The following is a 14,624-nucleotide window of genomic DNA, read 5'->3' on the forward strand; positions in this document are numbered from 1 at the left end:
TTAGCCTTACAAAGGTACGGTTTTAGCTATTAGAACAAAAAAATAAACTTATTTTTGTGAAAGAATTAAGCCCTTTGAAAGTCACATTTTTAGGTACCGGAACATCACAAGGCATTCCCATAATCGGGAGTGAGCATCCAGTATGTTTAAGTGAAAATCCAAAAGATAAGCGCTTACGCGTTTCGGTTTTGGTAGAGTGGGATGATTATGCCTATGTTGTGGACTGTGGCCCAGATTTTCGTCAACAGATGCTTAATGCCGAATGCAAACGCATTGACGGCATTGTGTTTACGCACGAGCATGCGGACCATACTATGGGTTTGGATGATATTCGGCCATTCTTTTTCAGGCAGGGCGATATTCCTATCTATGGCCATGAGCGTGTTTTAACGGCTCTAGCTCATCGATTTGATTATATATTTCAAACGAAGAACAAATATCCTGGAGCGCCGAGTGTTGTCATCAATGAAGTTAAAAACAAACCGTTTCGCCTTGGGAATTTAGATGTCGTTCCAATCGATGGTTTGCATGATAAATTGCAAGTATTCGGATTTCGATTTGGAAAATTCGCCTATCTCACAGATATGAAAATAGTACCTGATGAAGAAGTGGCGAAACTTCAAGATTTAGATGTTTTAGTAGTAAATGCCTTAAGGGAATCGCCACACCAATCGCATTTTAATCTTGAAGAAGCACTGGATTTCATAAAAAAAGTCAAGCCTAAGCGCGCTTTTTTAACGCATATCAGTCACTTGTTAGGCTTTCATGACGAGGTGCAACAAAATTTACCAGAGAACGTTTTTTTAGCTTACGATAACCTTCAAATTACAATAGACCATGAAGAGTAGAATTTTTATGTATTTGTTCATTTTTGCACTGCTGGCGGTTGTATTTCAGTATGTGAATTCAAAAAACATTCTGGATAAATACGAAGAAGACATTACCAAATTAAAAGGTAAGAATAAAGTCTTAGAGGAACAGACCCTTCAATTACAAGAGGCTAATGAAGACCTAAGTTACTTCAGGGTAGAAGGCAACGAAGACGCCTTGAGTTATTTTGAAAGTTTGGGCTACAAAACGGAAGAGTTGATTCCCGCTATACGAGATGGTCTCTACAACATGAACAATTATGAAGGCGACGACCACCCCATTGTACCTTATGCTTCTATGACCGACCAGCAGATTTTGATTAATCGAGTACGGATTTTAAATCACAAATGGATACTTGCCAATTTTACTGATGGTAAGCATTGGGGTGAAATTTTTGTAACCTACGAGCTGGACGATAAAGGTGGTTTAACCTATGATTTAGGGGAGTACTTTTTGTATCCGGTGAATCAGTATTAGAGGCCCCACCTTCCCGAAGCGTCGGGACTCCCCAGAGGGGAGGGACTCTTACTCTTATCTGATTTTTTGCGTAAAATTTTATGCAACTTCGTGTAAAAATAGCCCAATGTGTTATAGGTTGTCCCTATACTTAGTGTTCAAAACATCGAAAAGTCAAGTAAGTTTTAATCTGAGGAGATATGCCGTATGAGTGAAATTCCTCCCCTTTGGGGAGGCTAGGTAGGGCAGTTTTTATATTCTTTCTTCTAACCAAGTTCTAAACTCATAAAAATTCTGTGGCGCAACGCCATGCCCGACAGGGAATTCAGAATATTTTGGTTCGATGCCTAAGGTTTTTAGGAATTCTGGTGCTTTTCGAGCCCAATCCACAGGAATGACTTGGTCTACACTTCCGTGCGAGCAATAAAACTGAACCGCTTTCAATTTTGAAGCGTCAATTGATTCCGGTAGAATATCTTCATTGATATAACCGCTTAAGGCTACAATATTTTTGACTTTTTCAGGATAGGTTAATGCAACTGCATAACTTAGTATTGTGCCTTGACTAAAGCCAAGAAGCGTAATGTTTTTCGGGTCGATTGGATATTCAGCTATAGCTTCGTCAATACTCAGTGCTATCAAATCTCTAGACTGTTTAGCTTGTTCGTTATCGCTCCATTTCCCTTTTTCGGCATCAAAATTAATGGCGTACCAGGCATTTCCGTAAGGTTGCATCGGGTAAGGTGCACGCAACGAAATCACAAACAATTCTTCAGGTAATTCCGTAGCAAAGGAGAATAAATCATTTTCATCACTTCCGTAGCCGTGACATAAAATAATGGCTGGTGCATTATCAGGTAAGCTTGATGGTCGGGTAACGTGGGTTAAGGTCATTGCCATAAATTATTGTCCGATAGATTTAAACAAGTTCTGAAAAAACGGTCCAACAAGCGGAACGCTATTAAGTTTGCCTTGCAATGCACCGACAATGCCGTAGATAAAAAGTACAGAAAAAAATATCCAGAAAGACATCGTTAGCATCCAAGAATCAAAACCACCTACGACATAGCCTAAAATCATATAAAGTAACCATAAGCCCAAAGCTTGCCTGACGTGAAATGAGGTAAACGGATTACGTTTTTCTTGATTCATAAAAAAAGCTACCAAGGTACCAATGAGTGTGAGATAGGCCACAAACGCATAGGTTTTGCCTTCGCTGATGTCGTTTTCTGTCATTATGAGTTCAGTTCTATAGTGTTGTTGGCGATTGTACCGTAGACCTTTCCTTTGAGTTCTTGTCCTAAAAAAGCTGAATTTTTGGATTTGGAATGAATATCCTCTAGTAAAAATTCGGAAGAACCTTCAGGATTAAAAAGCGATAAGTCTGCTTTTGAACCCTCTGCAATATGATTATTGGTCAAACCAAATCGTGTTTTGCCCTGCGTCAATAACTGAACACTTTTCTTAGTCGTAAAGACCGTTTGAAGCGCACCAAAAGCAGATTCTAAACCAATGGTGCCATACAATGCATGGTCAAATTCTACCTTTTTATGTTCTTGGTCAATAGGGTTGTGGTCTGTTGTGACCATATCGATTGTACCGTCTTTAAGTCCTGCAATTAGAGCGTCTGTATCTTTTTGTGTTCGTAATGGCGGTAAGACTTTGTAGTTGGTGTTGAAATCTTCAAGCATATCGTCCGTCAAGACCAAATTATGAATGGCTACAGAGCAGGTCACATCCAAACCCTTGGCTTTGGCGGATTTGATTAATTCTACAGAACCAGCAGTAGAAATGGTTGGGATATGTAATTTTCCACCGGTATATTCTAAAATGTATAAATCGCGCGCTATCTGAAGTTCTTCTGCTAAAGCTGGATTTCCTTTTAAGCCGAGTCGTGTGCTGTTGATATTTTCGTTCATCACTCCTAATCCTGAAATTTTCGATTCCTGAGGAAATGAAAACACAAGCCCATCAAAATTACTGGCGTAAAGCAAAGCAATCTTCATGAGGTTGGGATTGGTAATCGGGCATTGGTAATCGTAAAAACCTACTGCTCCTGCATTATGCATGTCATAAAGCTCAGCCAAATCTTCGCCGTTGCCTTTCATGGTTAGCGCACCGATTGGTAAAGCTTTCGTTAAAAAGCCTTCAGACTTCGATTTTATCAATGAAATATCAGCGTAGGAATCAACAACCGGGTTAGTGTTGGCATTTATAGCTACCGCAGTAAACCCAGATTTTGAAGCTGTTTTTAAACCGTTGGAAATCGTTTCGCGCTCTTCAAATCCAGGTTCCCCAAAAGACACTGAAGAATCAAACCAGCCCTGCGATACATGCAGATTGTCTAGCTTAATTTCTTGATAATTGTTAGGATTGGAAATACGTTTTGAAATCTTGGAAATCGTTCCTTTTTCAATTAAAATATCTACAACAGAATTATGGAAATCACTTTTAGAATCAACTATTGTTGCAGATTTTAGGAGTGCGTTCATTTAAGATATTTTAAAATGAGCATTTCTGTTAGCAGAAATATCAGGGCAAAAATAACAAACCATTTCCATAGCTCATTAACATTTGTCTGACTTTTTATGTCGGCAATCGCAGAATCTAACGCCGTGCTGATGTCGTAATCGCCTGTAGAATTGAGCGTGTAATAGGCGAGATTGCTTTCGTCGCGGTTGTAATTAAAACTGATGTTCTGGAGGGTATTCGACTTGTTTTTAACTTGCCAAATACCCGCCGTTTCTGGGAAATCCTCTAGTTTTAAATTTACTTTTTTACTGAAGGTCTGTTGCAATGGAATACCAGATTCACCATCTTTTTCCAAAGATAAAATATCATCCTGTCCCAGTTGCACGTTGACATCTACCGAATTTGAAGCACCGACAGTATAGTACAATTCCGACAATTCTAAACTCTGCTTTCCTAAATTATAAAGAATAGGAACAATCAATGGCGAATTTTTAAAATTACTATTGGCATCATCTATACCAGCAGAAAACGCATAAACACCATTGTTGCCTTTCAAAAATGACGTCCCATCATCATAATTGTATACCGAATTTGAAGACGAACTAAACTTAAAACTTTTAGTGACTTTCGGGTATTGAAAATTATCCACTCTACTCGAAAACGTATTCGAAATTAAAGGATGGTCGTAGTTGATGGTTGTGATGCGCTTTTCAGGACTTTCAGTTGATTCGAACGTAGATAATTTTAAACGGTTAAGTAGTTGATTATATGATGTTAAATCACTTTCGCTTGAAGGAATAATCAATACATTTCCGCCGTCATTCATAAAGCTTAAAAGTGACGTATTTAAAGCATTGTTGATACGTTTTAAGCCATTCAGAATAATAAGATTTTGTTCAGAAAAACGATTGTAATTCACATTGTTTGGTGGGAGCCCTTCAAACTCGAATTCGTCATCGGTGTAGAGGTTGGATAGGAAATCGCCATTAGCTTCATTAATCGCTAAGACTTTAATTTTATCTTTTTGATTGATGTTGAAATAAAAGGTATTGTCGTATTGAAGTGCGTTATCATCTACGGTTAATCGTCCGTTAATGGTCTTGTTTTCAGGAATAGTGAAGGTTGCTTCGTCAGATTCATTAAGGTTTACGGCAGTCTTTGCCAATAATTCTTCGCCATCATATAAGGAGATGGAGCTGTTATCACTCGAGTTTCCTGTGTTTTGAAGCATGACTTTTAATTCCAAATTCCCTTGTTCCACTTTATTGACGTACACCGAATCGATGCTGATATTTGGGATGTCATTCGGTTTTAATTGCACCAATCGAAGTTGAATCGTGCTATCTTTTTCAAACTCAAGCGGACGGTCTTGCTGTTGAAAATCGGATACCACCACAAAATTCTTCAAGGTCGAAACATCGTTTGAAAAGTATTGCTTCCCTTTCAACATTACTGCGTCATAGGGCAACTGTTTCGTTGAATACTTCAAAGTCACCAAAGCATTATTTGCCGTTTTTGTGGTAGTGTTTTTAAATTCGGAATCGTTGGTAAAAAGTGTAAATTTTTCATCACTCGGCAAGCTGGAAATCAGGCTCTGAACCGCATCATTCATCAGACTGCCATTAGGCCCTTTCGCTTGCATGGAGTAGGAATTGTCTAAATAAATAACGGTTTCATTCTTGGTTTTAAATGATTCAGAATTCGACGTATAAGTTTGTGCAAACGCTAAGACCAAACATGCTAAAAGAAACAAACGTGTAAACAGAATCAACCACTTTTTAATCTGGGAGCTCTTTCGGGTTTGTTGTACCACATTTTGAAGAAACTTCACATTGGTAAAAGCGACCTTCTGAAAACGGCGTAACTGGAATAAATGAATGATAATAGGAATGAGCAGTAGGAGTAAGGCCCAAAGAAGTTCCGGATGTTTAAACTGCATTCCTGTGGTTTAGGTTTTAGTGGCTTTGTTGGGTAAATATAGATAAAGTCCACACGAATTGCATGGATTTTCACAAATTGTTAAGTAATGTGAGAAGGCGATAATTTCACTCCCGACGCTTCGGGATTCACTAATACGATAAATAATTTATACTGAGGGGTTATTACTCATGAGTAAAAATTCCTCCCCTTTGGGGAGTCCCGACGCTTCGGGAAGGAGGGACTCCCTAGCAAAAGAAAAAATAATCCATCATCGGTTGCATTTCCAAACTCTTAAAATATTCGACAATCGCCTTTTGTTCATCAGCGTTAGCAACTGTAACAATGGTTTGAGGATTTTCAATGGTTTTAAGTACTTTAAATGGTTGAAGTAATTGTCCGTAGATATCTTTTCCTATTTTCTTTGGATTGTCGCAAATCCAGTGAAATAGAATATTGTTTTCTGCCAAAGCCTTGGCGATGGTTTTTCCTTTGTAGCCGGCGCCCCAAATGGTTAAGGGTCTGTTAGCGTCATAATCGAGCTTTAAAAAGTATTTTAATTTAATGTCTAGGAAATAATTCTGCGCATAATGCTCGTGGGTGCGCGATGTTCGTTTACTATAATCCCGCCAATAATGCAGAAGTTCGTTTGATGGAATACAGGTGTAACCCGCTTCGTAAAACCGAAAGGTGAGGTCGTAATCCTCTGGATAATCATTGGGTTCAAAAGCACCGCAAGCGATTAAATCCTTACGGTAAAGCATCCAACAGGGAGAGGCAATCACACATTCTTTGTAGATTTCGGAATAATTGCTTCCGGTTTTGGTCAATCGATTGAGCCACGCTTCGTATTTGGCATAGCCATCGCTGATACCCGTTTCACTAAAATATTTTACCAAGCCTAAAGCCACATGATTTTTGCCATGAGCTTCAAGTTGGTTTACCATGACTTCCAATTTGTTTTCAGACATAATATCATCACTGTCCATGCGCGTTATAAAACTTCCACAGGACTGCGAAAAAGCCAAACGTAAGGCTTCGATAATTCCAGAGCCTTCATTTTTAAACAGTTTAATTCTCGTGTCTTTCTCGGCGTAGGATTTTACTAAATCATAAGAATTGTCCGTAGAATGGTCGTCGACAATGAGAAGTTCCCAATTCTGGTAGGTCTGATTCAGAATACTGTCTAGACATTCGGCCAAGTAGTTTTCCGAGTTTTTGAAAGGAGTGAGAATGCTAACCGGATTTTCTATCACTTCTTATTATTCCTGTTTTCGATTATTTTAATAATCGCTCTCGTTTTCATTTTCATGTCTTCGGAACCATAGTCCTCAAAGCGTTTTAATTCAGACTTAAAATAAGCAAGCGCATCTTCACCTTGTGAATTTTTTAGTGAACTATCAATACCTTGATTCAGCAAATAAGTTACGGTTGTTGGGTTAGAGGCGTACATAAGGGCAGTATATCCAGAATTGCTTTGGCTGTTGATATTAGCACTATGTGATAAAAGTAGTTCCATGAGCTTCAATTGCTCCCTATTAGAAGCCATCATTAATGGCGTCATACCCAAATAACCTTTTTGGTTAACGTTGGCACCTTTTTCTATCAGAAGTTTCGCCACCTCAACCATACCGTAATAAGCTGTTTTAAATAAAGCATCGCTCCCTTCATCATCTACTTTAAAAATATCAGCACCATTGTTAATTAAATAGTGCGCAATATCATTACGATTGTTTTGAATGGCTTTCATTAGTAATGTTTGTTCCCATTCACCAATACAATTGATGCTTTCCTTAGATGTAATTAGATGTTTTAGTTGGTCTAAGTCACCCATTTTTGCGGAAGACTGCAACTTTTTGCTACAAGTCCCTTGTGAAAATAAGAAAGAAGGCGCAACCAATACTAATAATATAGCATGAAGGAAATTCATTATTTTGAAATTTAATTTTACACGAAGATACATCAAGATTTTAACAATTTCTTGATGCTCTAAGCTACGTAGAATTGTAGATTTGTCGCACTTAATTCAAATTCAAAAAATGAAAAGATTAGTTGCACTGGCAAGTATTGCCGTATTAATTTCGGCTTGTGGGCCAACAAAACCTAAGGTGGATGATTCTGCCCCAAACAATCCAATTGTAACCTCAATGGACTTAACAAAGGTCGATAATGACCGTGTTCCTGTGGTGATTAATCCTGGGCGTTTTACCCAAGAGACGGTAACCTATCGTATTCCTAAGGTTGTTCAGGGGACGTACTCTGTAAGTGATTTCGGGAAGTATGTCGAAGATTTTAAAGCTTATGATTATAATGGCAATGCTTTGACCACAGTGTCTGTAGACAAAAATACGTGGACCATTTCTAATGCATCGGATTTAGATAGAATTGAGTATTATGTGAATGATACGTTCGATACTGAAACTTCTGGAGGTATCGGTGGTGAAAATCCGTTCTCTCCGGCTGGAACAAATATTGAAGAAAATAATTACGTATTAAATCTACACGGTTTTATCGGCTATTTTGATTCTCTAAAGAACAATCAGTACGCCCTTAATGTAACAGCACCAGCAGATTTTGTAAGAACTTCTGCTCTTGAAGATAGAGGTACAACAACCTCTGAAGATGGTCAAACGGCTACGACAAGCTATTTCGCACAGCGTTATTTTGATATCACCGATAACCCGATGATGTATGGGAAACTCGATGTTGAAGAATTCATGGTCGGCGATATTAAAATTGTGTTGAGCGTTTACTCACCAAACCAAACGCATTCAGCAGAAAGTTTAAAGCAGACAATGTTCGATATGATGAAAGCGCAAAAGGCCTACTTAGGTGATGTCAATACTACACCACGATATGATATTTACTTGTATTTATCAGACGGTGCTGAAACTTCTCCTAAAGGCTATGGCGCTTTGGAACATCATACGTCAACGGTAGTTGTTTTACCTGAAGCATCTTCAAGAGAAGGCTTGGCAAAATCCATGATTGATGTAGTGGCACATGAGTTTTTTCATATTGTAACGCCATTGTCTGTTCACTCTGAAGACGTTCATTATTTCGACTATGCTAACCCAACATTCTCTAAGCATCTTTGGATGTATGAAGGGGTTACAGAATACTTCGCACAGCATTTTCAGGTGTTTGAAGGTTTGATTGAGCCACAGGAATTCTATGGCGTAATTATGCAAAAGATTGCGACCTCTAAGAATTTAGATGATGCCATGAGCTTTACCGTGATGAGTGAAAATGTTTTGAAAGAACCTTATGCAGACCAGTATTACAACGTTTACATGAAAGGTGCTTTAATTGGGATGTGTATTGATATTTTAATGCGAAAAGAAAGCGATGGTAATAGAAGCATGCTGTCTTTGATGAAAGAATTATCGGCCAAATACGGAAAAGACAAACCGTTTGAAGATGACAAGCTCATTGCAGAAATAACGGAAATGACCTATCCAAGCGTTGGTGAATTCTTAAATACACATGTTGTTGGTGACGTGCCAATCAACTACGAAGAGTTTTTTGCTATGGTAGGATTGAAAAATGGCGAGGCTGAAGTAGAAACCAATTATATTTTTGCAGGTGGACAGAATATTATTTTCAGTGGTGACCCAGAAAAAGGCATTTTCTTTACGGATATGGCTTTGAAGAATTCGTTTTGGAAATCTCAGGGTATTCAGGCTGGTGATGTAGTTAAGACCGTAAATGGTAAGGAATTGACCTTGCAGAACGCCCAAGAAGTTATTGGAGGTATGTTCGGCTGGCAAGCTGGTCAAGAATTTGAAATGAAAATTCAACGTGGAGATGAAACTATTGATTTAAAAGGCACTCTCACTAAAGCAATCGCAGTTTCTAATGGTTTATTGGAAGACCCAAATGCTACAGCGGAGCAGATTGAATTGCGTAATGCATGGTTGAAAGGGTAACAGAATTTAATATTCAAAGTTTAGTGTTCAAGGTTTAGTTTGAATACGTATAAGAAAAGAGACTTCGTTTGAAGTCTCTTTTTTTATGTGTCATTTCGAACGCAGTGAGAAATCACATCACTCTGTACCATTTCATTTAAACAAAAAAATACTATGATGCCAAAATGCTTTTGTGATACCTCATATCCATTCGATATGACTAAGTCATCTTTTGGTCATTTCGAACGCAGAGAGAAACCACATCATTCTTAGTCAATAAATTCTATTCTAAACTGCATAAGAAGCGAAGAATCTAGTGTGATATCTCACCTTTGTTATATATGATTAAGTCATCATTTGGTCATTTCGAAAATAGAGAGAAATCTCATATACTAAATTACTTGATGATTAAGTGTTTCCATTTTGGGATTAAAACTTCTAATCAAATTGTTCTTCTTTTCTCTTCGCCATTTTTTCAATTCCTTTTCTCTGTTGATGGCATCCTTCGGCGATTCAAATCCTTCGTAATAAACAAGGTAGATGCAATTATACTTTCCAGCAAATGTTTTTTTAGCATTTAGACTATCAAATTGATGCTGTTCTAGACGCTTTTGAATATTGTTGGTTACACCGATGTATAATGTCGTTCGGTATTCATTTGTTGTTATATAGACAAAATGGTTATAGAGCATAACAATTTCTATTGTGATATCTCACCTTCGCTAAATTAATCTGCGTCAAATATAGTGGCATATTTTGTCATTTCGAACACAGTGAGAAATCTCATCATTTAAGTCATTACATACATTTTTTACGATAGTTCATAAAATCCAGCATGTGCGATATCTCACGTTCGCTCGATATGACTAAGTCATCTTTTGGTCATTTCGAACACAGTGAGAAATCTCATCATACTTAGTCATTAAACTTCATCCTAAACTGGATACGAAAAGAAAAATCTTGTGTGATGTCTCACATCCGTTCGACATGACCTAATACTTCGCCGACTTCCCATTAGCCAAAGAATTCTTGATAAACTCCCGCAAATCATCATTGGCTTTAATGAGGTCTTCATTACGCAAATACATCATGTGACCACTGCGATAGCCTTTAAAATACATACGGTCTTTCAGCTTGCCACTCGGGTCGATTTGCCACTGATTGTATTTTCCGCTGAAATAGGTAGTAGCGCCATCATAGTATCCCGACTGCGTCAGCACTTTTAAATAGGGATTTTGTGCCATAGCTTGACGCAAATCATCACGGACATTATCGTTGGAATTATCCCAGCGCCCAACATTACCAAACACATTATACTTCACGTCGGTTTTAAAACCTAATTCGTTTTGAATGTAATAATTAATGGCTGGCGTAAACGAATGTAACCAAGACGTTAATTCAGCACTGTAATCAGGACTGGTGCCTGTCTCTACCTTGTCTATGCCCAAGTATCTAGAATCTAATCGTCCAACAGTTTGCCCAGTTTTGTCTCTTAATAGTTCTTTCCAGAAGAAACGGTTGGGCACATCAAGATTTTGCTGTAAAATCACTTTTTCGGATAGACCAGAATAATAGCTGTATCGTTTTGCAATGGCTTTTCGTTCTGCGTCAGAAATAAATCCTCCTTTTGCTATGGCTGGAATCAATTTATTAATTGCAAACTCCTCCGCTTCGGGGAGAATTTCTAATAAATCTTTATTCTGAAGGTCTGCCGGTAACATTTTATGATACCAGGCAGTAGCCGTGAAATATGGTAAGTTCAAGCTAGACGACACAGGCCCTCCAACACGCAATACTTTGTAATCCGCAGGCGAAACCATGATTACACCATTGAGATACATCCATTGGCTGTTCTGCAATTCTAAAGCCAAGCCCATAACACGAGTACCACCGTAACTTTCACCAATAATATACTTTGGGGATTCCCATCGGTTTTGACGAGTGACAAACGTATTAATCCAACCCGCCAAGTATCTGATGTCAGCATTTATTCCAAAGAAAGTTTTATCATCTTCATACTCGCCATTCATCTTTTTTACTTTTCTGGAATAGCCCGTATTTACAGGATTTACAAAAACAATATCGGCAACGTCTAAAATAGAATTCGGATTGTCTTTTATGCCGTAGGGTTGCACGGGATAGCCTTCAGAATCAATTTTTAAGATTTTTGGTCCTGTGTAAGCCACATGCATCCAAACGGAAGCTGAACCTGGGCCACCATTAAATGATACAATCAAGGGGCGCTCATTTCCTTTGCTTACATTGGTGCGCTTGTAATACGTATAATAGAGTGAAGCAACGACTTCGCCTTCTGTATTCCACACGGGTTGAAATCCGGTTTCCGCACGATAGTCGACTGATTGACCTCTAATGCGGACGTTATGATTGGTCACATAAGCTGTGTCTGTTGGGGTTTGAAGCATTTGTGAATTACCAACTGCACTAACTAGTAGAGCGATAACAAATAGATTGATTTTCATGTTTAAATTGCGTTTTAAATTTTACTTTATTGCAGTGCTTTCCAATCATCATAGGAGAGAACACCTTTTTCGGGTTGTGGTTTTCCATCAAGTATACCAATAAACTCTAAATCATGGCCGTCAGGATCATTAAAGTAAATAGCTATGGCAGGCATCCAGGCAAAAACCATTGGTCTTTCTGTGCCATCATTAAGGAAATTTCTACAAGCCAGCTTATGACTTTTGAGAAAATTGACAGATTCATTTAAAATCCAGTCTGGTTCACAGTCAAAAGCAAAATGGCGTATATCAATTTCCTTCTTAGGCTTTTCCCACAAGCCAAGCATCTGTTGTTTTGGTTTTCCAATCCAAAAAAAGGCAACAGGGCGGTCATCATTAGTTCGGCATAGCTCTAAGCCCAAAACATTAGAATAAAAATCTATAGAACGGTCCAGATTTTCTACAAATAAGTGGGTTTCGTAGAGCCCTTTTATCATTTTATATTGAGATTAAAAAGATAGTTAGCTTTAAAGGTACGTAAGAATTCAAAACCCTTCAAACACACCAAGCCCAAAAAGCGCAAAATCATACTTTACTGGGTCGCTGAGGTCAAGTTTTCGTAGAGCTTCGTCTAATTCAACTAAAGCTTTGCCATCGTTTTGTTTACGCTTAAGAAGACCCAATTTGCGGGCGACGTTACCTGAATGCACATCCAAAGGACAACTGAGTTGACTAGGCGAGAGGCTTTGCCAAATTCCAAAGTCCACACCACGATTGTCATTGCGGACCATCCAGCGCAAAAACATGTTAATCCGTTTTGCCGAAGAATTTTTTAAAGGGTCCGAAATGTGCTTTTGAGTACGGGCCAAATGCTCGCCTTCAAAAAAGTGCTTTTTCAATTGGTGAATGCTCGTTTGAAGCGAATTTGCTTCAGCATAGTTGGAAAACACAGCTTCAAGTCCACCGTGATTTTGATAAATATGCTTTAAGCTTTTAACGAACTGAATAAAATCATAGCCATTAAACGTGCGGTGTACAAAAGGTGATAATTTTTCTAAATCAGAAGCGTGATGATTCATTATGAAATCATAGGGCGTTTCATCTAACAACTGCATCATGCGCTTGGCATTGTTGATAATACTCTTGCGATTGCCCCAAGCAATAGTAGCGCTTAAAAATCCGGCTATTTCTACATCCTCTTTTTTTGTAAATTGATGTGGCACTTGGATTGGGTCCGAATCAATAAACTTAGGGTTGTTGTATAGCTCAACTTTCTCGTCGAGAAAGGTTTGGAGTTCTGCTTTTTTGAGTTTCAAATCATTGGGATTGAAGTGCTAAATTACGGCTTATATTACATCAAAAAAACCGCTTTCAATAAAGCGGTTTTTTAACTAATCAACTAACTAAACTAACTCAAAATTATGAGTAAATATTTATAGAATACCTATGCGTACACGTGGTGTTCCAATTCGCACTCTAGTATTTATGGTAGATGAACGTCTTGGGTAGCGTTCGTAATAGTAATTACGGTAGCCATAATAGTAAAATGACGCATGATGGTAATAATTGGCGTTGTGATGGCAATGCGCATCACAGCGTGCGTAATGTTCTCTGTAAGCATCTTTTTTACCTCGCATATAAGCTCTGTAGGCTTTGCGGTCGCGCTTTTTTAAGTCTTTTTCGTATTCGCGTTGCGATTCCCAAAACGCTTCTTCACGTTCGGCGTCTTCAGATGTAAACTGCTGTTCAAATTTAGCATCTTCTTGTGCGCGCTTTTCGTAATATGAGGCGCGGTTGTCTTCTTGTGGTTTTGATTCAGCTTGTGCGTAACTTAGGTTTAGGGCAAAAAGGGTTATAAGTGCAAATGCTATAGTTTTCATTGTTTTTAATTTATTCCGAATATTTCGGTGTTTCTATAAGTAAGACAACTTAATTCTGGTTTACCCTACCTTAGATTTTAAAAAAATGAAATATTTTATATGAAAGTCCTTTTTTAAACGCCCTGGAATATCGTTTAAAACGCGAAAGAATTTATGACTTTACCGCAATCATACTAATCTCCACATTCACATACTTAGGAAGATTGGCAACTTCCACTGTTTCACGGGCTGGTGCAGTGGCTTCGTCAAAATATTGGCCATAAACGGCGTTGATGGCTCCGAAGTTTTCCATATCACTAATAAAGATGGAAGTTTTAATGACGTTTTCAAAAGTCATATCGGCCTCGGCTAAAACGGCTTTCATGTTTTCCATGACTTGTTTGGTTTCAGAAGTAATGTCGTCTATTACCAATTCCATGGTTTCAGGATGCAATGCAATTTGCCCTGAAGTGTACAAGGTATTACCAGATAAAACAGCTTGATTGTAAGGCCCGATAGGAGCAGGGGCTTTGGAGGTGTTGATTATTTTTTTCAAGATTGTAAGATTTAGTAATTCAAAATTACGGAAACTTTCTAGAAAACTTTTATACGGAGACGCGCTGATTCAACACCGAGTTTCAAGGAGAACACTATCTATAAACTACTGACTCTACACTTTAGAC

General features: G+C 38.3%; 15 protein-coding genes. 3 read left to right on the forward strand and 12 right to left on the reverse strand.

The window, feature by feature from the left end; genetic code table 11:
- Positions 1-74: 74 nt before the first annotated feature.
- Both ACFOSX_RS12025 and ACFOSX_RS12030 read left to right on the forward strand, forming a co-directional pair.
- Positions 75-848 (forward strand): MBL fold metallo-hydrolase, encoded by a 774-nt coding sequence (locus ACFOSX_RS12025; RefSeq protein ID WP_386101968.1) that lies wholly within the window; start codon positions 75-77, stop codon positions 846-848.
- The gene (locus ACFOSX_RS12030; protein ID WP_386101381.1) at positions 838-1,347 is read left to right on the forward strand and encodes a hydrolase; all 510 of its coding nucleotides are present in this window, start codon (positions 838-840) and stop codon (positions 1,345-1,347) included. Before ACFOSX_RS12025 ends, ACFOSX_RS12030 begins: the two co-directional genes overlap by 11 nt.
- 231 nt (positions 1,348-1,578) lie before the next feature.
- On the opposite strand, the gene ACFOSX_RS12035 is transcribed toward ACFOSX_RS12030, so the two are convergent.
- The 6 genes from ACFOSX_RS12035 to ACFOSX_RS12060 form a co-directional block, all read right to left on the reverse strand.
- Positions 1,579-2,220, reverse strand: a complete 642-nt coding sequence (locus ACFOSX_RS12035) for an alpha/beta hydrolase (protein ID WP_386101971.1) — start codon at positions 2,218-2,220, stop codon at positions 1,579-1,581.
- A gap of 9 nt (positions 2,221-2,229) precedes the next feature.
- Positions 2,230-2,562, reverse strand: coding sequence for a DUF4870 domain-containing protein (locus tag ACFOSX_RS12040; protein WP_386101384.1), 333 nt, complete (start codon positions 2,560-2,562; stop codon positions 2,230-2,232).
- On the reverse strand, positions 2,562-3,818 hold the full coding sequence (locus ACFOSX_RS12045) for a dihydroorotase (protein WP_386101387.1): 1,257 nt from the start codon (positions 3,816-3,818) through the stop codon (positions 2,562-2,564). Before ACFOSX_RS12045 ends, ACFOSX_RS12040 begins: the two co-directional genes overlap by 1 nt.
- Positions 3,815-5,737 (reverse strand): BatA domain-containing protein, encoded by a 1,923-nt coding sequence (locus ACFOSX_RS12050; RefSeq protein WP_386101390.1) that lies wholly within the window; start codon positions 5,735-5,737, stop codon positions 3,815-3,817. Before ACFOSX_RS12050 ends, ACFOSX_RS12045 begins: the two co-directional genes overlap by 4 nt.
- 226 nt (positions 5,738-5,963) lie before the next feature.
- A complete protein-coding gene (locus ACFOSX_RS12055; RefSeq protein WP_386101974.1) occupies positions 5,964-6,968 on the reverse strand; it encodes a glycosyltransferase family 2 protein in 1,005 nt (334 codons plus the stop codon).
- The gene (locus ACFOSX_RS12060) at positions 6,968-7,645 is read right to left on the reverse strand and encodes an ankyrin repeat domain-containing protein (RefSeq protein ID WP_386101393.1); all 678 of its coding nucleotides are present in this window, start codon (positions 7,643-7,645) and stop codon (positions 6,968-6,970) included. Before ACFOSX_RS12060 ends, ACFOSX_RS12055 begins: the two co-directional genes overlap by 1 nt.
- A gap of 109 nt (positions 7,646-7,754) precedes the next feature.
- Here ACFOSX_RS12060 and ACFOSX_RS12065 point away from each other — a divergent pair, with 109 nt between their 5' ends.
- On the forward strand, positions 7,755-9,644 hold the full coding sequence (locus ACFOSX_RS12065; protein WP_386101396.1) for a M61 family metallopeptidase: 1,890 nt from the start codon (positions 7,755-7,757) through the stop codon (positions 9,642-9,644).
- Between the two features lie 371 nt (positions 9,645-10,015).
- On the opposite strand, the gene ACFOSX_RS12070 is transcribed toward ACFOSX_RS12065, so the two are convergent.
- The 6 genes from ACFOSX_RS12070 to ACFOSX_RS12095 form a co-directional block, all read right to left on the reverse strand.
- Positions 10,016-10,315, reverse strand: coding sequence for a GIY-YIG nuclease family protein (locus ACFOSX_RS12070; protein ID WP_386101399.1), 300 nt, complete (start codon positions 10,313-10,315; stop codon positions 10,016-10,018).
- A gap of 300 nt (positions 10,316-10,615) precedes the next feature.
- Positions 10,616-12,103, reverse strand: a complete 1,488-nt coding sequence (locus ACFOSX_RS12075; protein ID WP_386101402.1) for a S10 family peptidase — start codon at positions 12,101-12,103, stop codon at positions 10,616-10,618.
- Between the two features lie 26 nt (positions 12,104-12,129).
- Positions 12,130-12,579 (reverse strand): VOC family protein, encoded by a 450-nt coding sequence (locus tag ACFOSX_RS12080; protein ID WP_386101405.1) that lies wholly within the window; start codon positions 12,577-12,579, stop codon positions 12,130-12,132.
- 48 nt (positions 12,580-12,627) lie between these two features.
- Positions 12,628-13,398 carry a TIGR02757 family protein gene (locus tag ACFOSX_RS12085; protein ID WP_386101408.1) on the reverse strand — a complete coding sequence of 257 codons (771 nt, stop codon included), beginning with the start codon at positions 13,396-13,398 and terminating at the stop codon, positions 12,628-12,630.
- 117 nt (positions 13,399-13,515) lie between these two features.
- Positions 13,516-13,962 carry a hypothetical protein gene (locus tag ACFOSX_RS12090; RefSeq protein WP_386101411.1) on the reverse strand — a complete coding sequence of 149 codons (447 nt, stop codon included), beginning with the start codon at positions 13,960-13,962 and terminating at the stop codon, positions 13,516-13,518.
- A gap of 151 nt (positions 13,963-14,113) precedes the next feature.
- Positions 14,114-14,497, reverse strand: coding sequence for a RidA family protein (locus tag ACFOSX_RS12095; protein ID WP_386101414.1), 384 nt, complete (start codon positions 14,495-14,497; stop codon positions 14,114-14,116).
- Positions 14,498-14,624: the final 127 nt, after the last annotated feature.

Origin of the sequence: Winogradskyella maritima, from assembly GCF_042650215.1 — a bacterium.
Lineage (GTDB): Bacteria > Bacteroidota > Bacteroidia > Flavobacteriales > Flavobacteriaceae > Winogradskyella > Winogradskyella maritima.